Raw genomic sequence first — 18509 nt, 5'->3', positions numbered from 1 at the left:
CGGCACGTTGAGGTACTCGTCGACGACCAGCCGGCCCTTCCGCGTCTCAAGGCCCAGCCGTTGGGCGGCGCCAACGAGGTGAGCGAACGTCCTAGAACTGTCAACAATTTGGCGTGCAATCTAGGGGCTACTTTGGCGACCAAATCGTTGACAATCTCGTCGGCGAATTCGTAGCATCTGCTTCACGCCAGCGGCGCCTTCGGGGGACGGCCGCACCCGGTCCGGTCCGTGACAAGTGCCGACGTCAACCGTCCCGCCCCTCGACCGACGTCCTGGAGAAGCACCGTGATCAGAATCCGCGCGGCCCTGGCCGCGGCCGCGTCCGCCCTACTTCTCGCCGCCTGCGGAGGTGGAGGGGGGTCGGACGCCTCCGGCGACGGCCCCACGCCGGTAAAGGTCAGCGTCATCCCGATCGTGGACGTGGCGCCGATCTACCTCGGAAACCAGCAGGGCTTCTTCACCGAGCAGAGGCTGAAGCTGGAACTCGTCTCCGCCCAGGGCGGCGCCGCCATCGTGCCCGCCGTCGTCAGCGGTCAGGTCGACTTCGGGTTCAGCAACTACACGTCGCTGATCATCGCCAGGTCCAAGGGACTGCCGCTCAAGGTCGTCGCGCCGGGCGCCGGTTCGACCGGAGTCAAGGGCAAGGACTTCGGAGGGGTGATCGTCAAGTCCGGCAGCCCGATCAGGTCGGCAAGGGATCTGGCCGGAAAGCGGGTCGCGGTCAACACCCTGAACAACATCAACGACACCACGGTCCGGGCCTCGGTCCGGGCGGCCGGCGGGGATGCCGAGAACGTCAAGTTCACAGAACTGGCCTTCCCGGACATGCTCGCCGCGCTCGACAAGGGGAACGTCGACGCGGTCCAGGTCGTCGAGCCGTTCCTGGCGACCGCACTGAAGAGCGGCGGAAGGCTGGTCGCGTCCAACTACGTGGACACCGCTCCGGACCTCACCATCGCCGGCTATTTCACATCGGGGAAGACCGCCGCCGCCAAGCCGGAACTGGTCAAGAAGTTCACGGCGGCGATGCAGAAGTCACTGACGTACGCCACCGGCAACCCGGACGCGGTGCGCAAGATCCTCGGCACCTACACCAAGATCGACCCGTCGCTGACCGGCTCGCTCACGCTTCCGACCTACCCCGCGCAGGTCAACCGTGCTTCGCTGCAGACCCTCTCGACCCTGGCCGTGCAGGACGGGCTGATCACGAAGGCCCCCGACGTCGGCGAGCTCCTTCCATGACGGCGGACGCGGCCGGGAGCGGCCGGGACGTGCACCGTCGCCGCCCCGTCCCCGCGTGGGTCCTCGGCCTCGCGGGCCTGGGCTGCCTGATGGCGGTGGCGGAGGCCGTGCCTCGCGCGGGGCTGGTGAACGAGCGGTTCCTGCCGCCGTTCAGCGAGATGGTCTCGGCGCTGGCCGAGCAGGCCGGGACCTCGGCGTTCTGGCGGTCGTTGCTGGAGACGCTGCGCGGCTGGGTGATCGGCCTGGGGATCGCGATGCTCGCGGGCGTCGTGCTGGGCCTGCTGATCGGCGGTGTCCCGATCCTGCGGGCGGCGGTGTCCTCGACGATCGAGTTCCTGCGCCCGATTCCGTCGGTGGCGCTGATCCCGCTGGTCGTGCTGCTGTACGGCACCGAGATGCGTTCGACGCTTCTGCTGGTCGTCTACGCCTCCTTCTGGCAGGTCCTGATGCAGGTGCTGTACGGCGTGCGGGACGTGGATCCGGTGGCCCGGGAGACCGCCCGGTCCTACCGGTTCCGTCCGCTGTCCCGGGTGCGGACGGTGGTCTGGCCGACCGCGCTGCCGTACGTGGTGACCGGGTTCCGGCTGGGCGCGGCGGTCGCGCTGATCCTGGAGATCACCGGTGAGCTCGTCATCGGGTCGCCGGGGCTGGGCAGGTAGATCGCGGTGGCGCAGGGCTCCGGCGCCGTGGCGTCGATGTACGCGCTGGTCATCGTGGTCGGCCTGATCGGCGTGGTCGTCAACCTGCTCGCGCGGGCCACCGAGCGCCGCGCGCTGCGGTGGCACCCGTCGATCCGCCGGGAGGTGTTCTCGTGAACGTCCCGGGCTTCCTGCGCAGGGTCCTGCTGCTCGTGACGGTGCCGGCGGCCCTAGTCGCGGCATGGTGGGCGGCGACGGAGAACAGCACCGACTTCTTCTGGCCTCCGCTGAGCCGGATCCTCGGCACGTTCGACGACACCTGGTTCCACGGGCGGCTCACCAGCGACGTGCTGCCCAGCCTGGCCCGCTTGTCCGCGGGCTACGTCCTGGCCCTGATCCTGGGGGTCGGACTCGGAGTCGCGATCGGCTCGGTGCGCGTCCTCCGGGCCTTCCTGGAACCGGTGCTGGAGTTCTTCCGCGCGATCCCGTCCCCGGTGCTGGTGCCGGTCCTGATGCTGTTCGCCGGCATCGGCAACGGGATGAAGATCCTGGTGATCGTCTCTGGATGCGTCTGGCCGATCCTGCTGAACACGGTGGAAGGCGTGCGCGCGTTGGACGAGGTGTTGCACGACACCTCCCGTTGCTACCGCATGCGTCCGCATTCCCGGCTCGTCCATCTGGTGCTGCGGGGCGCGAGCCCGCAGATCGCCGCCGGCGCGCGGCAGGCGCTGTCCATCGGGATCATCCTCATGGTGATCAGCGAGATGTTCGCCGCGAGCAACGGGGTGGGCTTCACGATCATCCAGTTCCAGCGCGGCTTCTCGATCCCGCAGATGTGGACCGGGATCATCCTGCTCGGGCTCATCGGCATCGTCCTGTCGGCCGTCTTCCAGCTCCTGGAGACCCGAGTAATGAGCTGGTACACCGGCCTGCGCCGGTCACAGCGGGAGAGTTGAGATGACCACCACGCCCCTCGGCGCGACGAGCCCGGACACCTCCACGGCGCTCCTGGACGTCCGCAGGTTGAGGAAGGTCTACGAAGGCAAGGGACGCGGCGTCGAAGCGGTCCGCGACCTGACCTTCGCCGTCGGAACGGGGGAACTGATCTGCATCGTCGGGCCCTCCGGCGCGGGCAAGACCACCCTGTTGAGATGCGTCGCCGGGCTCCTGAACTGCACGTCCGGCGAGGTGGTGCTCGAAGGGCAGAGGGTGACGAGCCCTCCCCCGGGCATGGCCGTGGTCTTCCAGGAGTACGGCCGCAGCCTGTTCCCCTGGATGACGGTGCGGCAGAACGTCGAACGCCCGTTGAAGGAGAAGCGGGTTCCGAAGGCGGAGCGGCGGCGGCTCGTGCGGGAGGCCCTGGAGGCCGTCGGGCTGGCCGAGGTCGGCGACGCCCACCCCTGGCAGCTGTCGGGGGGCATGCAGCAGCGCGTGGCCATCGCCCGGGCGGTCGCCTACGAGCCGCACATCCTGCTGATGGACGAACCCTTCGCCGCGGTCGACGCCCAGACGCGCGCCGATCTCGAAGACCTCGTCCGGGCGCTTTGGACGCGCCTCGGGGTCACCGTCCTCTTCGTCACCCACGACATTGACGAATCGGTGTATCTCGGGCAGCGCGTCATCGTCCTGTCGAACTCGCCGACGGTCGTGCTGGAGGAGGTCGCCATCGACCTGCCGGTCGAGCGCGACCAGCTCACCACCCGCTCCGACCCCCGTTTCGCCGAGCTGCGAGCCCGGATCTACCGGCTCGTCCAGCAGGCGAAGGGAGGCCGCCGGCCGGCGGACGAGTAAGGTGCCCGCCCGGCAAGGCGGACCCCTAGAATCGATCACCGGTTGGGATCGCCGACGATCCGCGTGGCGACGAGAGGGGCGTGCGCCCGGCGCAGGCCCGCGAGCGAGGGAACATGCCAGCGCACGACCAGACGACGGACGCCCCCGGGAGCCGGGACGTCGCCGACGCGATCCGCGAGGCGATCGCCCGCGGGGACTTCGCGCCCAACCAGCGTCTGGTCGAGGCGGACCTGTCCGATCAGTTCGGCGCCAGCCGCAGCGGCGTGCGCGCGGCGCTGTTCGAGCTGACCAACGAGGGCCTGGTCGAACGCGTCCAGCACCGGGGCGCCCGCGTCCGCGCGGTGACCCTGGACGAGGCGATCGAGATCTCCGAGGTCCGCATGGCCGTTGAGGGCCTGTGCGCGGCCAAGGCCGCCGAGCTCGTCACCGACGGGGAGATCGCCGAGCTGCGCTCTCTGGGCGACTCCATGCGGGCCGCGGTCGCCCAGGGGCACGTTCTGGAGTACTCCGAGTTGAACAAGACCCTTCACCAGCGCATCGTCGACATCAGCGGCCAGGCCACCGCCGCCGGCGTGCTGCGGCGGCTGCGGGCACAGAACGTCCGGCACCAGTTCCAGCTGGCCCTGGTCCCCGGCCGGCCGAACGTGTCCCTGGCCGAGCATCTGGCCATCATCGACGAGATCTGCGCGCACGCCCCCGAGGCGGCCGAACGGGCGGCGCGCCGGCACCTCGTCAGCGTCATCAACGCGCTCAAGGCGGCCTGAGGCGCTCCCCGGCCCGTCAGCCGAGTTCGGCGCGCGCGGCGCGCAGGAAGGCGTTTCTCGGTCCTTCGAGCTGCTCGGTGAAAGCCCACCGCGCCGTGGCGTCGTCCTGGTCGAAGTCCCTGTTCATCGCCGCGTTCAGAGCGCGCGCGTTCTCCTGCGCCAGGTCGCCGAGGGACGGCCCGAACATCAGCTTGATCATGCTTCGCCGGATCCAGACCGCGTCCATGGCGTCCTCGGACCTGGCCCACCACGCGTCGGTGTCCTCTTTCTCGCCGGCCGTGCGCTCGGCTCGCTGGACCGCCTCGATGAACTCCCGCAGCACCGCGAGCCGCTCGGTCCGCCGCCGGTCCGCCAGTTCGTTCGCCTGATGGCGGACGGCCTGCCGCTGGGCGGTGAACTGCCCCAGATATGACAGGCCACCGCCCAGCCCCACACCGATCAAAGAGGTGACGGACACCAATATCTCTGGGCGCATAGAGAGCATCTTTACCACCCGCCGCCACACCAGCACGGCCGGCCTGTCCGCACTCGGCCGGGGACTGTCGGTCGTCCGCGAGCATCAGCGCATCGCGTCCTGGAACAGGCCGCCTGCCTGGTGGACGTGGAACATCGCCGCCTACATCGACGTGGCAGGCGGCAGCGGTTCGGCTCGCCTGCGTTGCGGCGAGGCGTCCGGGTGGTGGCTTACGGGGGCGTCAGGGGTCCGGCGTACGCTGGGGGCACCATGAGGAGGCCGTCGGACGGCGCGCTGAGCGGCCGGAGGTTGATCGCCGGGTGGGCGCTGGCGCTGGCGGGGCCACCGCTGCTGACCTTGCTGCTCGCGCCGGTGCGCAGTCAGATCGGCCTCGCGTCCACGCTCCTGCTGTTCCTGACGTTCACCGTCCTCGTCGCGGTCGTGGGCGGGCTCGGGCCGGCGTTGCTGGCCGCGGTCGCCGGGAACCTTCTGACGAACTGGTTCTTCACCCCGCCGTACTACACGTTGACCATCGCCGACTTCGAGCATGTCCTGGCCCTGGTGCTGTGGGTGGTGGTGGCCGTCGCGGTGTCGCTGGTGGTGGATCTGTCGGAGCGGCGGCGGCGTTGGGCCGCCCAGTCCGGGGCGGAGTCGGTGACGTTGAGCCGGCTGTCCACGACGGTGCTGCGTGGTGAGGACACCCTGCCGGATCTGCTGCGGCAGGCTCGGGAGACGTTCGCGCTCTCGTCGGTGAGCCTGCTGGAAGGGACGGGGCACGGCTGGTCGGTGGTGGGCTTCTCAGGTGAAGACCATTGCACCGATCCGGGAAAGGCGGACATGCTGCTCCCGGTCACGGACGAGCTGCTGCTGGCGGTGCGGGGCCGGGTACTGCCGGACACGGATCGGCGGGTGCTGTCGGCGTTCGCCCATCAGGCGGCCGCGGCGGCGGACCGGCAGCGGCTTCAGGCCGAGGCCACCCGCGCCCGCGAGCTCGCCGAGATCGACAAGGTGCGGACGGCGCTGCTGGCGGCGGTCTCCCACGACCTGCGGACCCCGCTGGCGTCGGTGAAGGCGAGCGTGAGCAGCCTGCGCCAGGACGACGTCGACTGGGATCCCGAAGACCGCGCGGAACTGCTCGCCACGATCGAGGAGTCCGCCGACCGGCTGAACCGGTTGATCGCGAACCTGCTGGACATGACCCGGTTGCAGACCGGCGCGGTCGCCCCGCTCACCCGTCCGGCGGCGGTGGACGAGATCGTCCCGTTCGCGCTCGCCGGGGTGCCGGAGGCGCGGGTCGAGGTGGACGTGCCCGAGACACTGCCGCAGGTGCTCGTCGATCCGGGTCTGCTGGAACAGGCGATCGCGAACGTGGTGGAGAACGCCGTGCGGTACAGCGCGGGCCGGATCCTGGTGGCGGCCAGTGAACTGCGCTTCGGTGTCGAGCGGGACCATATCGAGATTCACGTCGTCGATCACGGACCTGGTGTTCCGGACCACGACAAAGACCGCATCTTCGGTTCCTTCCAGCGGCTCGGCGACGCTCCGCAGGGCACCGGCGTCGGGCTGGGCCTGGCGGTCGCCCGCGGCTTCACCGAGGCGATGGGCGGGACGCTGACCGCGCGCGACACTCCGGGCGGTGGGCTGACCATGGTGTTCGCGTTGCCGATCGCGCAGGACGGGCCGAACGTGGAGGACCGATGACGCTGGTGCTCGTGGTCGAGGACGAGCCGCAGATGGTCCGGACGCTGCGGATCAACCTGAAGGTCCGCGGATACGAGGTCCTGGCCGCCCCCGACGGGAGGGCGGCCCTCGACCTCGCCGCGCGACGCCGTCCGGACGTGGTGATCCTCGACCTCGGCCTGCCCGACATGGACGGCACCGAGGTGATCCGCGGTCTGCGCGGCTGGCTCAGCGCGCCGATCATCGTGCTGTCGGCGCGGCACGCCTCGGCCGACAAGGTCGCCGCGCTCGACGCGGGGGCGGACGACTACGTGACCAAGCCGTTCGGGATGGACGAGCTGCTGGCCCGGCTCCGGGCGGCGATCCGGCGGGCCGCCCCGGTCGAGGAGGGCGTCGTGGTCAGCACCGACGCGTTCACCGTCGACCTCGCCGCCAAGCGGGTCGTCCGGGAGGGCGCCGACGTCCGGCTGACCCCGACCGAATGGCACGTCCTGGAGCTGCTGGTACGCCATTCCGGCCGCCTCATCAGCCAGCGGCAGCTGCTGCGGGAGGTGTGGGGGCCGTCCTATGAGACGGAGACGAACTACCTGCGCGTCTACCTCGCCCAGCTCCGGCGCAAGCTCGAACCGGACCCGTCCAGGCCCAGGCACCTGATCATCGAACCTGGGATGGGGTACCGCTTCGAGCCGTGACCGGCCCGGCGCTAAGAACGCGTCAAGATCCGGGGCGGGGCCGTCAAGGGCGCGTTAACGCATCTGTCGACGGCGGCGCGCGGGGCGGTCGCATGGGATCATGCGTAGTCTCCTGGCCCCCAAGCGTCTCGTGGTGGGACGCCCGCTGCGGAACGAGCAGATGGGCGAAACCCTCCTGCCGAAGAAGATCGCTCTCCCGGTCTTCTGCAGCGACCCCCTGTCCTCCAACGCGTACGCGACCGAGGAGATCCTGCTCGGGCTGAGCCTGGGCGGGCTGGCGCTGTTCCATCTCGCGCCCTGGGTGGCGCTCGCGGTGATCGTCCTGCTGACGGTGGTCGTCCTGTCGTACCGGCAGACCTGCCACGCCTACCCCAGCGGCGGCGGCGCCTACGCCGTCAGCCGCGAGAACCTGGGCGTGAACGCCTCGCTGACGGCCGCGAGCGCGCTGCTGGTCGACTACGTGCTGACCGTCGCGGTGTCGGTGGCGGCGGGTGTCGCCAACATCGTCTCGGCGTTGCCGGCGCTGGCCCCCTACTCCGTGCCGCTGTGCCTGGGGCTGGTCGCGCTACTGGCCCTGTTGAACCTGCGCGGGGTCAAGGAATCCGGCTCGATCTTCGCCGTCCCCACCTACGGGTTCGTCACCGTCATCCTCCTCATGATCATCTGGGGTGGGATCCGCATCCTGTTCGGTGACACCCCGCAGGCCGAATCGGCGCACTTCGGCATCCAGGCGCATCACGGGACGACCGGCTGGCTCGCCCTGGCGCTGATCCTGCGCGCCTTCTCCCAGGGCTGCACCGCGCTGACCGGCGTCGAAGCCGTCAGCAACGGCGTCCCCAGCTTCAGGAAGCCGAAGAGCAAGAACGCCGCCGACACTCTCGCGATCATGGGCGGGCTCACCATCGCGATCTTCGCCGGGATCACCTGGCTGGCCCTCGCCTCGCACGTCCGGATCTCCGACAGCGTCGCCTCCCTGACCGGCGCCCCGGCGGGCTACGAGCAGAAGACGGTGATCACGCAGGTGGCCGCCGCCGTCTCCGGGGACGGGTCCTGGCTCTTCTACCTCGTCGCGGGCTTCACGGCGGCGATCCTGGTACTGGCCGCCAACACCGCCTACAACGGCTTCCCCATCCTGGCCTCGATCCTCGGCCAGGACGGATTCCTGCCCAAGCAGTTCTCCCGCCGCGGCGACCGCCTGGTCTTCAGCAACGGCGTCGTCATCCTCGCCGTGCTGGCGGGCGCGCTCATCTGGGCCTTCGACGCCAGCACCACGCGGCTGATCCAGCTCTACATCATCGGGGTCTTCGTCTCCTTCACCCTCAGCCAGGCCGGCATGGTCCGGCACTGGACCACGAAGCTCCGCACCGCCCCTCCCGGCGCCCGGCACGTGCTGCACCGCTCCCTGGCGATCAACACGGCCGGCGCCGTCCTCACCGCGCTGGTCCTCGTCGTCGTCCTGATCACGAAGTTCACCCACGGGGCGTGGATCGTGGTCATCGCGATGCCGCTGGTGTTCGCGATGATGAAGGGCATCCACCGCCACTACACCCGGGTGGCCCAGGAACTGGCCCCGAGCGGCGACCCCCTCTCGCTGCCGAGCCGGATCCACGGCGTGGTCCTGGTCTCCAAGCTCCACGCCCCGACCCTCCAGGCGCTCGCGTTCGCCCGCGCGACCCGCCCGTTCGACCTGACCGCGGTGACCGTGGCGACGTCCGCCGCCGACATCGCCGCACTCGAAGAAGAATGGTCGCGGCGCGACATCCCGATCCCGCTCAAGGTCCTGGACTCGCCCTACCGGGACATCACCGGCCCCGTCCTCGGCTACGTCGCCCGAATTCGCCGCAAGAGCCCCCGCGACCTGGTCTGCGTCTTCATCCCCGAATACGTCGTCGGCCACTGGTGGGAGCACCTGCTGCACAACCAGAGCGCCCTGCGGCTCAAGGCCCGGCTGCTGTTCCGGTCCGGCGTCATGGTCACGAGCGTCCCCTGGCAGCTCGGCTCGGCCGAGGCCGCCCTCGCCCGCCGCTCCGAGGCCTCCGCCCTGGCCTCCCGCCACCAGGCCACGAGATGAACTCGTCCGGGCAGCCCTCGAACCGGCGCTAGTCCCGGTCGCGCGAAGCGGGTTCCCGGCTGCGCGGCTGGGCTGTGCGGGGACGCATGATGAGCGCGGCGACGTAGTAGGTGCACGGGCCGGAGCCGACGTTGGCGTAGGCATGGGTGACGTCTGCGGCGAAGTAGACCGAGTCGCCCTCGTTCAGGTCGATGGACATGTCGGGGACGGTCAGGCGCAGGATGCCGGATTCGACGACGATGTACTCGTGGGAGCCCGCGGCGTACGCCGGGAACCGGCCCGCGTCACACCCCGGCGGCAGGGTCGTGCGGATCCATTCGAAGTTCACGCCGGGGACGACCGGGGTGAGGATCGTCCGCCGCCACCCTCCGGGCTCGTCGACGACGTCCTGGTCGGCGGCACGTCGCACGATGACCTGACCGTCGTCCGGCTGTGCGACGAGATCGGCGAGCGGCACGCCGAGGCCCTCCGCGATGCGGGCCAGAACCACGATCGTGGGCGCCTTCTGCCCGCGTTCGACCGACGACAGCATGCTCACGCTCACATCGGCCGTCTCGGCCAGCCGCCGAAGGGTCAGCCCCCGGTCGCGCCGCAGCCCCTGAATGCGGGCTCCCAGCACCGCCAGATCCAGCATTCCTCTATAATGGCATTGAATTTCACTATAGAGAAATGGACGTCCCGTGACAGTCCCCGAAGCGGTCATCCGTCCCGCCGGCCGTGGGGATCTGAAGGCCGTGGCCGAGATCTTCACGCACTACGTCTCCCGCACCGTGATCACGTTCGAGCAGACCCCGCCGGCCGTCGCCGAATGGCAGCGGCGGCTGGACGACCTCACCGGCCGGGGCCTGCCCTTCCTGGTCGCCGATCTGGACGGAGAGGTGGCCGGGTACGCCTACGTCAGTCCATGGCGGCCCAAGCCGGCCTACCGGCACACCGTGGAGGACTCGATCTATCTCGCTCCGGACCGGACGGGCCGGGGTCTGGGCGGCGCGCTGCTCGGCGGCCTGGTGAACCGGTGCGCGCGGGCGGGCATGCGCCAGCTGATCGCGGTCATCGCCGACACCGGAAGCGACGCCTCGACGGCGCTGCACCGGCGTTTCGGCTTCACCGACGCCGGCCGGCTGACCGGCGTCGGGTACAAGCACGGCCGCTCGATCGACACGCTGCTCATGCAGCGGGCCCTGACCACGGGTGACAACGGATGAGCCGGAACGCGCGGACCGCCGGCGAGCCGGCCGGCGTGACCACCGGCCCGCCCGGTCTCGACGGCGACCCGCCGCCATCGGGCCCGTGACCTGCGGCCCCCGCACGACGACGCGCGCCGCGCCGTGGCGGCGGGTGTTCTACGGCTGGTGGATGGTCGCCGGTCTCGCCGTCACCGAACTGGTCTCCTGGGGCGTGCTCGTCTACGCCTTCTCGGTGCTCGTCGTTCCCATGCGCGCCGAGCTCGGCTGGTCGACGGCCCAGCTCAACGGCGCGTACACCACGGGGGTGGCGGTCTCCGGCCTGGTCGCCGTCCCCGTCGGGCGCAGGTTGCAGCGGCACGGCGCCCGAGGCGTCATGACCGCCGGCAGCCTGCTCGGGGTCGCCGCGTTGCTGGCCTGGGCGAACGCCCATTCCCTGGTCGCCTTCTACGCGGCGTTCGCCGTCGCCGGGCTGGCCATGGCCACCACCCTCTACGAACCCGCGTTCGCCGTCACCGCCGCCTGGTTCGCCAGGCATCGCGCCCGCGCCGTGCTGGTGCTCACCGTGGCCGGCGGCCTCGCCAGCACCGTGTTCGTCCCGCTGACCGGTGGCCTCGTCCACGTGTACGGCTGGCGCACCACCCTGGTGCTGCTCGCCGGGGCGCTGGGCCTGGTCACGGTCCCGCTGCACGCCGGGCTGCTGCGGCGCCGGCCGTCCGACATGGGGCATACCCCGACGGGCGCCCTGCCGACGTCCAGGCGCCGACGCACCCCGACACCGCCGAGGGCGCGATCATCCGGCGCGCGTCGTTCCGCTGGTTCACCCTCTTCCTGATCTGCCATACCACCGGCAAACTGGCCGTGACCGTCATCCTGGTCGCCTACCTCACCGACCGCGGCTACACGCTCCCCCAGGCCACCGCCGCCGCCGGCGCGGTCGGCGCCTTCCAGGTCCTCGGGCGGCTGGCCTGCACCGCGTTGCGGCCCCGGTTCCCTGCGCAGCGCACGGCGATCCTGCTGTTCGTCGCGCAGGCCGTCGCCCTCCCCGTCCCATTGCTCACGACCGGACACGCGGAGGCCGCGACCGGCACCGTCGTCACGCTGGTCGTGTTCTTCGGCCTCGGGTACGGACTGCCCGACCTGCTGCGCGGCACCCTGCTCGTGGACTACTACGGTCCGGGCCGCTACCCGCGCGTCAACGGGATCGTCGCCATCTTCGTGGTCGCCGCGCGTGCCACCGGCCCCCTTCTCGCCGGCCTCGGCGCCGCCGCCTTCGGCGGCCACTCCGCCACGCTGATCGGCGCGGCGGCCCTGACGGCGACCGGCGCCTACGCCCTGCACCGCGCCCATCGGGCGTTCACCACCGAGTCCCGAGAGTGAGATCGCCCATCACCCGTCCGTGACATCCTGACGGGTGCCGCGATCAGCAGCAGGCAGGAGCCGATCGCACGGACGCCAGGGCCACCGGATGGGCGGAGGCGCTCTTCTCCTCGTCGGTGGCGATGCGCCCGCGGAGCATGGTCTCCATGACCTTCATGAAGCGCTGGGCCCTGGCATGGCCGATGATGAACGGGTTCGCCGGCCCCCCGGACCGCAGTTCCTCCATGCGCGCCAAGCCCTGGTCACAGGTCCCGTGGTTGTTCAGTTCGACGTCCGCACCCGCCTGCCTCATCCGGGCGGCGAACGCCAGGACGGACGAGACGTAGGTCCGCTTCTCCGCGGTCGCTGCGGGCGGATTGGTCCCGCCCCACAGCATCGCGGTGTGCCGCCGCCCCTTCCACCGAACCGGGAAGATCGGCGAGACGGTCCCCGGCGTGTGCCCGGGCGTGTGGTGGAGCACGACCGTCGTGTCGCCGAGGGTCAGCCGCTGACCGTCGGCGATCTCCAGGTCCCGGGTGGGAGCGTCGGCTTCGCCGGCCACGAGATCCCAGTCGGCCGGGCTCATCATGACCCGGGCCCCGTACCGGTCGGCGAGGTACCGGGCGCCGCCGTAATGATCGCTGTGGCCGTGGGCCGCCACCACATACTTGATCTTCGACGGGTCCACGCCCACCGCGCGCAGCCCCGGGACGAGGGTGTTCTCGGCCTCGTCCGGCGACCCCAGCGCGTCGACGAGGATGACGCCGCCGGACGTGAGGAGCGCCGTGGCCGACACGAACCCGGTGCTCACCACCGCCACGTCGTCGAAGATCCGCAAGGGCTCGGGCGCCTTCACCGGCGGCATCACGGCGCCCGGCCTGAGCGCCCGCACGAGGTTCTGCAGGACGGGATCGTCGCCGGCCAGCCGCACCGCGCGGTCGTAGTGGTCCTGCGCGCTCGTGGGCGCGGTCCTGGCCGCGATCTTGGTCGCGCCGGCCGGGGACTCGGCCCGGCATCCCGCGAGCGGCAGCAGAGCCGCCGCCGCGAGCAGAGCACGTCGGGACGGCCCGGACTGCTCAAGCGACATTCGATGACACCCGCTTTCTCTGGCCCGAGCGATCACGGTCTCGGGCGGTCTCCGGTGACGCCCAGAAGACCAGAGACGATCATGTGATGTCCAATATCGATACCGCTCCCAGATCAATAAGGAAATGAATATCGACGCCACGAGCCGCGTGCCCATCCTCAGAAAGTGAACAAGCGGCCCCCCGAAATTGAAGGGGGCCGCCTCGACAGACCTACGAGCGCGTCTTCGGCCAGCAGGTGTCGGTTACTGTCCGAACGGGTTGTCCGGGTCGAGGTTGACCTCGTTCGGGCCGACCTCCAGCGGGTCCGTCAGGGGTTCATCCGGCTGGTCGGCCTCCCCCTGCGGCGCCTCTTCCTGCGGCTCCCCTTCCTGCGGGGCGCCCTGTGTGTTCTGCATGGTGAACCATCCTCCGATGCTCTTCTTTTCGTCCCCTACGCAAAGCGCGGTGAACGGCTCCGTTACGTCGTCCGGAGCCGTGAAGGACCGTCCCGAGCGGTTCCGTCAGGGCAACCACCACTCGGACACGGTTGGCCTCCGCCGCGCCAGGGCTTACAGGGGCAGAGGCCGGTTCTGTACGACGCTCTTCATGATGAGAGTGGAGGTGAGGCGCTGCACGCCGGGGAGGGTGGAGAGTTCGTCGTCGTAGAGCCTTTGAAAGGCGGGCAGGTCACGGGTGAGGACGCGCAGGAGATAGTCAGGGTCGCCGAAGAGGCGTTGTGCCTGCAGGACGTGGGGAATGTCGGCGACGGCCCCTTCGAAGGCGGAGATGGTGTCGTGGGCCGCGCTGCGCATGGTGACGAAGACCAGGGCCTCGAAGGTCAGGCCGAGGCTGTTGGCGTCCAGGCGGGCGTGGTACCCGCTGATCGCGCCGGAGCGTTCCAGAGCGCGCAGGCGGCGATGGCAGGGCGAGAGGCTGAGGCGGACGCGCTCGGCGAGTTCGGTGACGGTGAGGCGGCCGTCCTGCTGGAGCTCGGCAAGGATTGCGCGGTCTACGTCGTCCATGAGGGAGATTCTTCCTCTTATCACTGCCGACAGAGAAAAGGTTGGAAGCACATTCCGGGCAATCGGCCCTAATCTTCCTTCCCGTGGATCCTCGGGCCTTCTGGGTTCCGTGTTCGCGAAGGAGGACAAGGTCATGGCGGTCGGTACCGGCGCCGCGTTCTGGGCGGTGTCCCTGCTGTTCGTGGTGACGCCGGGAGCGGACTGGGCGTACGCGATCGCGGCCGGGCTGCGGCATCGGACGGTGCTGCCGGCGGTGGGCGGGATGCTGGCCGGGCATCTGGCGGCCACCGCGGTGGTGGCGGCCGGGGTGGCCGCACTGGTGACCCGCTCGCCCCTGGTGATGGCGACGCTGACGGTGGTGGGCTCGGTGTATCTGGTGTGGCTGGGGATCGGGACGCTCGCCCGTCCGGCGGCCCCGGAGGCCGACCGACAGCAGGCGGCCGGCTCGTGGATGCGGCAGACGGCGAGGGGCGCCGGGGTCAGCGGGCTCAACCCGAAGGTCTTCCTGCTGTTCTTGGCGCTGCTACCGCAGTTCACCGACTCGGCCGCGGCATGGCCGGTCGCGGTGCAGATCACGGTCCTGGGGCTGGTTCACGTGGTCAACTGCGCCGTGGTCTACACGGGGGTGGGCGCGGGGGCGCGGCTGGTGCTGCGGGCACGGCCCGCGGCGGCACGGACGGTGGCCCGAGTGTCCGGCGCCGCGATGGTCGGGATCGCCACGTTCCTGCTGGTGGAACAGCTGGTCGCATAGAGAAGAAGGTCGTCCGCACGCCTGGGCGCACCCGGCCGTCTGGCGCTCTGCGGCAGCCGGAAGATCGGCTGCCGGTGTAACGCGGCGTCGCCGGGGGCTCGTCGCGCCTACCCCCAAGCGGAAGGCCGCCAGCCCGAGCCGGCGGTCAGCATGATCTATGTGCGGTACGCGCGGGAGCGGCCCGGCATGTTCGAGCTGATGTTCCGGCATGATCTGCTGCGCGGAGAGGCACGTGGGGTGGGCGGGCCTCCGTTGCGGGAGGCGAGCCTGCCGCTGTTCGGCCGGATCGTCGAACTGGTCACCCGCTGCGGGGAGAGCCAGGGCCGTCGGGACGTCCCGGCGGAGGTGGCCGCGGTCGCGCTGTGGGCGAATGTGCACGGCCTGACCCAGCTGTGGGGATGGGGCAGCATCGGGCTGGCGCTGGGTGAGGACGACTCGCCGCCACTCTCCGACAGCCTCGACCAGCTCATCAGCGTGGTCATCGACTCCCACCTTGGCGAGGCGGACGCGTGAGCGGCGTACCACGGCGGCATCTGGCGCTGGTGGTCAGCGCGGCGGGCGCGCTGCTGGTCGTTGCCGGGCGCTTGGGCGACCGATACGGCCATCCGCGGATGCTGTTGTGCGGCCTGTCCGATTTCGCGGCGACCTCGGCCGGGATCGCGCTCGCGCCGGGAAGGTGCTCGGCGCGCCGCCGGCCGGTGTCCTGCTGCGCCGGTACAGGGCACGCCGTACCGCCGGCACCGGGTCGGTGCTGGTCACCCTCGGCATCCTCGGCCTATCGTGTCTCGCCTTGACCCGCACCGCACCCGGCGTGTGGGGCGTGAGCGGCGTCTGCTTCGCTGTCCTGGGCGCGGGGTTCACCGCCGTCATGGTCACCGCCACCGGCACCATCGTCGGCGATGCCCCGGCCGGGTATGCCGGAGTCGTCGGCGGGCTCAAGCAGACCGCCATGAACATCGGCCCCACCCTGGGCATCGCCATCGCCGCCACCCTGATGCAGGCGAAAGGGTTCTTGGCCGCAGATCCCGCTTCGCCGCGGACGGCATCGGCGCAGGCGGCGGAAGCGGCACTGCTGGCGCTGGGCGCAGTCGCCGCGCTCGGTCTGCTCCCCGCTCTGCTGCTGCCCACGCGGGTCAGGAGCCGCCGTCCGGCGGTCGACCAGTGTCACCGGGGTGCAGGCAGAGCAGGTCCCAGGCTCGACTGGAGATAGGTCATGGCGTCGGCGTACTTGGGGTCTTGCGCCCGTGCCTCGATCTTTTCGGGGGTCTTCCGCAACGCGCTGCTGAAGCCACCAGATGTTGCCCAACGGGTCGCGCACACGCCCCACCTTGTCACCCCAGAACAGTTCGGTCGGCTCGGTGACCACGGTGGCGCCGGCCTTCACGGCGCGCTGGACGACCGCATCCGCATCGTCCACGTAAAGGCGAAGCAGACCCGGAGTCTCGATGGCGAACGGCGAGTCGAACATCATCACGATGGAATCGCCGATGCGCGCCTCGGCGTGGCCGATCACACCGTCGGCCACTTCGACGCGGCTGATTTCTTCGGCGCCGAACGCCGCGGTGATGAAGTCGATGAGTCCCGCGGTGTCCTTGGTGACGATCCACGGAGTGACGGTGCCGTAGCCCTCAGGGGCCGAAGCGGGGCGGAGAGTCGCCATGATGCCGATCCTTCGTGCTCGGAGGTTGTCGAACGGTTCCCCCTCTATCAGAACAGAACGCTCTGTTCTATAGGTGAGTGGTGGGTGAGCCCGCCGATGATGCCGTGAGCGCGGGCGGCGGTCATCATGTGTCGATCTGACCGGCCGCCAAAATGAATCACCGGAAGCGAAAGGCAGTGCTCATGGCCGAAATCATGGTGCCGCTGACGATCCGCGACCTGGCCCATCAGGACCTTCCCTTGTGCAGCTGGTCCGGGTCGAACACCCACCTCGCGAGCGTCGCCAGGGCGCTGGACCGGGTGGCGTGCGGCGAAGTGGACTATCTCGCCGTCTGCCCGCCGTCCGGTCTGCCAGTGGCGATCGGCGGCGTCGACTACGCCAAGGCGCCCGGTGCGGGAACGCTGTGGCAGTTGGCCGTTCATACGGCGATGCGGTCATGCGGTATCGGCACAATCCTCATCCAGGCCGCGGAGCAGCGGATCCATGCTCGCGGCTTGCACCGTGCAGAGCTCAGCGTGGAAGAGCACAACCCCCGAGCCCGCGCGTTGTATGAGCGACTCGGCTACGTCGCCTGCGGACGCGCGCCCGAGTCCTGGGAGGTGGAGGCTCCGGACGGTTCCACCACCCGGTACGAGACGGTGTGCACGCTGATGCGGAAGCAACTGCCGTAGGTTGTCGGCTTGCGGACCAGGCACGGTCACAAGACGCGCCGGCCAGCGGGCGCGGCGGTCCACCGAGCCCGTGAGTTTCTCGGCGCGGCCCGAGACCTCCACGCGAGACGGCGGGGCGTTCGAGAGCGCTGAGCCACGCGTAGCGCGAGGATGGGGCCTGGTACGCGCTCACCGTTATCGTGCTGCCCAAGGCCGTGTTCGCCACGGCCGCCGGAGCCGTCAGGAGTCCGGATGCCGAGCGCACATCACAGCGAGCTCCAGCCGAAGTACACGCCGATCTCTTTCGATGACAGCGCCAAGGAGAAACCCGTGGCCGACGACCGGCCCCCGATCGCGGTAAGCGATGCCGATCTGGAAGACCTGCGTGCTCGGCTGCGCGCCACCCGCTGGCCGATTCCCTGGCCGCTCGACGCGTGGCAGGCCGGCACCGACTCCGGCGAGTTGCGCCGCCTCGTGGAATATTGGGCCACCGACTTCGACTGGCGCGCGCACGAGGCCGCGCTCAACGCGCTTCCCTCCCACATTGCCGACGTCGACGGCACGCCCCGTCCACTATCTGCGCTTTGACGGTGAGCAGCCGGACGCCCTGCCCATCGTCCTGACCCACGGATGGCCCAGCTCAATCCTGGAGCTCACCGCCCTGGCCCGACGCCTGGCGGCACCGTCACAGCACGGGGGCGACGCTGCCGACGCCTTCACCGTCGTCGTCCCGTCGCTGCCCGGCTACGCGTTCTCGCCCCAGCGCCCGTCGCTGCCGCCGGCACTGCAGACCCACGAGCTCTGGCACCGTCTCATGCACGACGAACTCGGCTTCGACCGGTACGCCGCTCACGGCGGCGACCTCGGCGCCGGCGTCACCTCCCGCCTTGGAGAGGCCTACCCGGACGCCGTCGCCGGGATCCACCTCCTCGCCGTCGCCGCGCCTATCGAGTACGACCCGGCGAGCCTTACCGCCGAGGAGAGGACCTACCTCGACGAGGTCGCCACCTGGAGCACGGAGGAAGGCGGCTACCAGCACCAGCAGAGCACCCGGCCCCTCACTCTCGCCCACGCCCTGTCCGACTCCCCTACCGGCCTCCTGGCATGGATCGTCGAGAAGTACCGCGCCTGGAGCGACAACGACGGCGACCTGTCGGCCCGGTTCACCGACGACTTCGTCCTGACCCAGGCGTCGCTCTACTGGTTCACCGGCGCCATCTCGACGTCGTTCCGGCCGTACTACGAGTACGCACGGGGCCTGACCAGACGCGTCGAACGGGTCGAGGTCCCCACCGCCGTCGCCGTCTTCCCCGCCGACCTCACCCGACCCCCACGCTCCTGGGCCGAGCGCACCTACAACATCGCCAGATACACCCGGATGCCCCGCGGCGGCCATTTCGCAGCGCACGAGGAACCCGGCCTCCTCGCCCGCGACATCACCGAGTTCTTCCGCACTCTCCGCTGACCGACCCACCGGCCACCGT

General features: G+C 70.3%; 23 protein-coding genes and 1 pseudogene. 18 read left to right on the top strand and 6 right to left on the bottom strand.

What is annotated here, in order from left to right; all coding sequences use genetic code 11:
* The first annotated feature begins 285 nt into the window (after positions 1 to 285).
* From ACQPXG_RS21635 to ACQPXG_RS21610, 6 genes are all read left to right on the top strand, one after another.
* Positions 286 to 1242: an ABC transporter substrate-binding protein gene (locus ACQPXG_RS21635; RefSeq protein ID WP_433469508.1), complete on the top strand. Its 957-nt coding sequence runs from the start codon at positions 286 to 288 to the stop codon at positions 1240 to 1242.
* Positions 1239 to 1901 carry an ABC transporter permease gene (locus ACQPXG_RS21630; protein ID WP_433469507.1) on the top strand — a complete coding sequence of 221 codons (663 nt, stop codon included), beginning with the start codon at positions 1239 to 1241 and terminating at the stop codon, positions 1899 to 1901. Before ACQPXG_RS21635 ends, ACQPXG_RS21630 begins: the two co-directional genes overlap by 4 nt.
* Before the next feature lie 6 nt (positions 1902 to 1907).
* On the top strand, positions 1908 to 2057 hold the full coding sequence (locus tag ACQPXG_RS21625) for a hypothetical protein (RefSeq protein ID WP_433469506.1): 150 nt from the start codon (positions 1908 to 1910) through the stop codon (positions 2055 to 2057).
* The gene (locus ACQPXG_RS21620; RefSeq protein WP_433469505.1) at positions 2054 to 2836 is read left to right on the top strand and encodes an ABC transporter permease; all 783 of its coding nucleotides are present in this window, start codon (positions 2054 to 2056) and stop codon (positions 2834 to 2836) included. Before ACQPXG_RS21625 ends, ACQPXG_RS21620 begins: the two co-directional genes overlap by 4 nt.
* Position 2837: 1 nt before the next feature.
* Positions 2838 to 3671, top strand: a complete 834-nt coding sequence (locus ACQPXG_RS21615) for an ABC transporter ATP-binding protein (RefSeq protein WP_433469504.1) — start codon at positions 2838 to 2840, stop codon at positions 3669 to 3671.
* Positions 3672 to 3784: 113 nt separating this feature from the next.
* Positions 3785 to 4435: a GntR family transcriptional regulator gene (locus ACQPXG_RS21610; protein WP_433469503.1), complete on the top strand. Its 651-nt coding sequence runs from the start codon at positions 3785 to 3787 to the stop codon at positions 4433 to 4435.
* Between the two features lie 16 nt (positions 4436 to 4451).
* Here the strand turns inward: ACQPXG_RS21610 and ACQPXG_RS21605 are convergent, their stop codons facing one another.
* Positions 4452 to 4892: a hypothetical protein gene (locus tag ACQPXG_RS21605; protein ID WP_433469502.1), complete on the bottom strand. Its 441-nt coding sequence runs from the start codon at positions 4890 to 4892 to the stop codon at positions 4452 to 4454.
* A 267-nt stretch (positions 4893 to 5159) separates the two neighbouring features.
* On the opposite strand from ACQPXG_RS21605, the gene ACQPXG_RS21600 reads away from it, so the two are divergent.
* The 3 genes from ACQPXG_RS21600 to ACQPXG_RS21590 all read left to right on the top strand — a co-directional run bounded on the left by ACQPXG_RS21600 (position 5160) and on the right by ACQPXG_RS21590 (position 9332).
* Positions 5160 to 6590 (top strand): sensor histidine kinase, encoded by a 1431-nt coding sequence (locus ACQPXG_RS21600; protein ID WP_433469501.1) that lies wholly within the window; start codon positions 5160 to 5162, stop codon positions 6588 to 6590.
* A complete protein-coding gene (locus ACQPXG_RS21595) occupies positions 6587 to 7261 on the top strand; it encodes a response regulator (protein ID WP_433469500.1) in 675 nt (224 codons plus the stop codon). Before ACQPXG_RS21600 ends, ACQPXG_RS21595 begins: the two co-directional genes overlap by 4 nt.
* A 100-nt stretch (positions 7262 to 7361) precedes the next feature.
* Positions 7362 to 9332: an APC family permease gene (locus ACQPXG_RS21590; protein ID WP_433469499.1), complete on the top strand. Its 1971-nt coding sequence runs from the start codon at positions 7362 to 7364 to the stop codon at positions 9330 to 9332.
* Between the two features lie 28 nt (positions 9333 to 9360).
* Here ACQPXG_RS21590 and ACQPXG_RS21585 read toward each other — a convergent pair whose 3' ends face one another.
* Complete coding sequence (locus ACQPXG_RS21585) at positions 9361 to 9966, bottom strand: helix-turn-helix domain-containing protein (RefSeq protein ID WP_433469498.1); 606 nt, start codon at positions 9964 to 9966, stop codon at positions 9361 to 9363.
* 46 nt (positions 9967 to 10012) lie between these two features.
* Here ACQPXG_RS21585 and ACQPXG_RS21580 point away from each other — a divergent pair, with 46 nt between their 5' ends.
* The 3 genes from ACQPXG_RS21580 to ACQPXG_RS21570 all read left to right on the top strand — a co-directional run bounded on the left by ACQPXG_RS21580 (position 10013) and on the right by ACQPXG_RS21570 (position 11896).
* Positions 10013 to 10537 (top strand): N-acetyltransferase family protein, encoded by a 525-nt coding sequence (locus ACQPXG_RS21580; RefSeq protein WP_433469497.1) that lies wholly within the window; start codon positions 10013 to 10015, stop codon positions 10535 to 10537.
* Positions 10538 to 10622: 85 nt separating this feature from the next.
* Positions 10623 to 11351: an MFS transporter gene (locus ACQPXG_RS21575; protein ID WP_433469496.1), complete on the top strand. Its 729-nt coding sequence runs from the start codon at positions 10623 to 10625 to the stop codon at positions 11349 to 11351.
* Positions 11352 to 11377: 26 nt separating this feature from the next.
* On the top strand, positions 11378 to 11896 hold the full coding sequence (locus ACQPXG_RS21570) for an MFS transporter (protein ID WP_433469495.1): 519 nt from the start codon (positions 11378 to 11380) through the stop codon (positions 11894 to 11896).
* Positions 11897 to 11939: 43 nt separating this feature from the next.
* Here ACQPXG_RS21570 and ACQPXG_RS21565 read toward each other — a convergent pair whose 3' ends face one another.
* The 3 genes from ACQPXG_RS21565 to ACQPXG_RS21555 all read right to left on the bottom strand — a co-directional run bounded on the left by ACQPXG_RS21565 (position 11940) and on the right by ACQPXG_RS21555 (position 13964).
* Positions 11940 to 12962: an MBL fold metallo-hydrolase gene (locus ACQPXG_RS21565; protein ID WP_433469494.1), complete on the bottom strand. Its 1023-nt coding sequence runs from the start codon at positions 12960 to 12962 to the stop codon at positions 11940 to 11942.
* Positions 12963 to 13205: 243 nt separating this feature from the next.
* Entirely contained in the window at positions 13206 to 13358 is a 153-nt protein-coding gene (locus ACQPXG_RS21560; RefSeq protein WP_433469493.1) for a hypothetical protein, read from the bottom strand.
* Between the two features lie 153 nt (positions 13359 to 13511).
* Positions 13512 to 13964 carry an Lrp/AsnC family transcriptional regulator gene (locus ACQPXG_RS21555; protein WP_433469492.1) on the bottom strand — a complete coding sequence of 151 codons (453 nt, stop codon included), beginning with the start codon at positions 13962 to 13964 and terminating at the stop codon, positions 13512 to 13514.
* A 133-nt stretch (positions 13965 to 14097) separates the two neighbouring features.
* Between ACQPXG_RS21555 and ACQPXG_RS21550 the strand changes: the two genes are divergently transcribed.
* From ACQPXG_RS21550 to ACQPXG_RS21540, 3 genes are all read left to right on the top strand, one after another.
* Positions 14098 to 14715 (top strand): LysE family translocator, encoded by a 618-nt coding sequence (locus ACQPXG_RS21550; protein ID WP_433469491.1) that lies wholly within the window; start codon positions 14098 to 14100, stop codon positions 14713 to 14715.
* Positions 14716 to 14865: 150 nt separating this feature from the next.
* Positions 14866 to 15228 carry a TetR-like C-terminal domain-containing protein gene (locus ACQPXG_RS21545; RefSeq protein WP_433469490.1) on the top strand — a complete coding sequence of 121 codons (363 nt, stop codon included), beginning with the start codon at positions 14866 to 14868 and terminating at the stop codon, positions 15226 to 15228.
* Complete coding sequence (locus tag ACQPXG_RS21540) at positions 15140 to 15925, top strand: MFS transporter (RefSeq protein ID WP_433470024.1); 786 nt, start codon at positions 15140 to 15142, stop codon at positions 15923 to 15925. The genes ACQPXG_RS21545 and ACQPXG_RS21540 overlap by 89 nt, the downstream gene beginning before the upstream one ends.
* An 87-nt stretch (positions 15926 to 16012) precedes the next feature.
* Here the strand turns inward: ACQPXG_RS21540 and ACQPXG_RS21535 are convergent.
* Positions 16013 to 16375: pseudogene (locus ACQPXG_RS21535) on the bottom strand (VOC family protein); the annotation flags it as partial.
* Positions 16376 to 16557: 182 nt separating this feature from the next.
* Between ACQPXG_RS21535 and ACQPXG_RS21530 the strand changes: the two are divergent.
* The 3 genes from ACQPXG_RS21530 to ACQPXG_RS21520 all read left to right on the top strand — a co-directional run bounded on the left by ACQPXG_RS21530 (position 16558) and on the right by ACQPXG_RS21520 (position 18490).
* Positions 16558 to 17046 carry a GNAT family N-acetyltransferase gene (locus ACQPXG_RS21530; protein WP_433469489.1) on the top strand — a complete coding sequence of 163 codons (489 nt, stop codon included), beginning with the start codon at positions 16558 to 16560 and terminating at the stop codon, positions 17044 to 17046.
* Positions 17047 to 17277: 231 nt separating this feature from the next.
* Entirely contained in the window at positions 17278 to 17613 is a 336-nt protein-coding gene (locus ACQPXG_RS21525) for an epoxide hydrolase N-terminal domain-containing protein (RefSeq protein ID WP_433469488.1), read from the top strand.
* A complete protein-coding gene (locus ACQPXG_RS21520; protein WP_433469487.1) occupies positions 17570 to 18490 on the top strand; it encodes an alpha/beta fold hydrolase in 921 nt (306 codons plus the stop codon). The genes ACQPXG_RS21525 and ACQPXG_RS21520 overlap by 44 nt, the downstream gene beginning before the upstream one ends.
* Positions 18491 to 18509 lie beyond the last annotated feature (19 nt).

Origin of the sequence: Spirillospora sp. CA-128828, from assembly GCF_050945415.1 — a bacterium.
In the GTDB taxonomy this organism is placed as follows: Bacteria; Actinomycetota; Actinomycetes; order Streptosporangiales; family Streptosporangiaceae; genus Spirillospora.
This window is presented reverse-complemented; position numbering and strand designations above follow the sequence as displayed.